This is a genomic window from Aerococcus sp. L_32 (genome assembly GCF_050689315.1).
In genome coordinates, this window is record NZ_JBOEQF010000765.1 from 1 (window position 1) to 861 (window position 861).

Consider the following 861-nt stretch of genomic DNA (forward strand, 5'->3'; position numbering starts at 1 on the left):
TATAGCATCAACGTCAGATACATAACCTGCTTCTTCTAGTTGGATTGAACCGACAGCCCCATTTTCCTCGTTGTAAGTCGCTAACAGGCGTAAAGTTCCGCGTTCTAATAATCCTTGTTCTTTAATTTCGATCATAGCGATCACTAAGGCAGCCAATCCGCCTTTCATATCTGTAGATCCACGGCCGAATAGTTTCCCGTCACGCTCAGTCAATGTATACGGATCAGACGTCCAAGCCTCCGCATTCCCTGCAGAAACGACATCCATATGACCAGAAATCGCTAATACTGGCGAACCAGCTCCGATTTCAGCTACCAAGTTGGCACGACCAGGAATCCCTGTTGGAATAACCTTAGAATCGATTCCATACTCGCCTAGTAGGGCTGCAAGATAATTAGCCACATCTTCCTCATTGCGGTCAACCGTCTCGATTGCCACAATATCACTTAAAATTTTAATTTTTTCTTCATCAGTAAATACTTTTGCTACTTTTGTCAAAAAGAACACTCCTCATTTTTCTGCCATTTCCTCCGGCATTCGTCATATATTCTCCATTTTAGCACGAATTTCTTATAGCAAATAATAAATTGCCCACGAGTTTTCAATCAGGGATGTTCGCTTTTATTGAACTAAGTATGCGAATAACTCTCTCAACTGATTGAATCAAGATTTGGGTTAATAAGATCATATATCATCATTATTATGGAAATCGTTTTCATAAATCGTTTATTATGCTAGAATGAAGTTAACATCAAATACCAAAACACGAGAGGAGTGAATATTATGGCAGCTATCCATTATTACTTTGTCCGTCATGGTGAAACGACGGCCAATGCAGACCAGCGCGTCCAAGGATGGGCA

The 861-nt window shown here is 40.8% G+C and carries 1 protein-coding gene; it reads right to left on the reverse strand.

Annotated features, from left to right (window positions below; translation table 11 throughout):
* A partial coding sequence (locus tag ACRCJ0_RS16300; protein ID WP_431391210.1) for a M20/M25/M40 family metallo-hydrolase occupies positions 1–507 on the reverse strand: 507 nt, incomplete at its 3' end.
* Between the last annotated feature and the right edge of the window lie 354 nt (positions 508–861).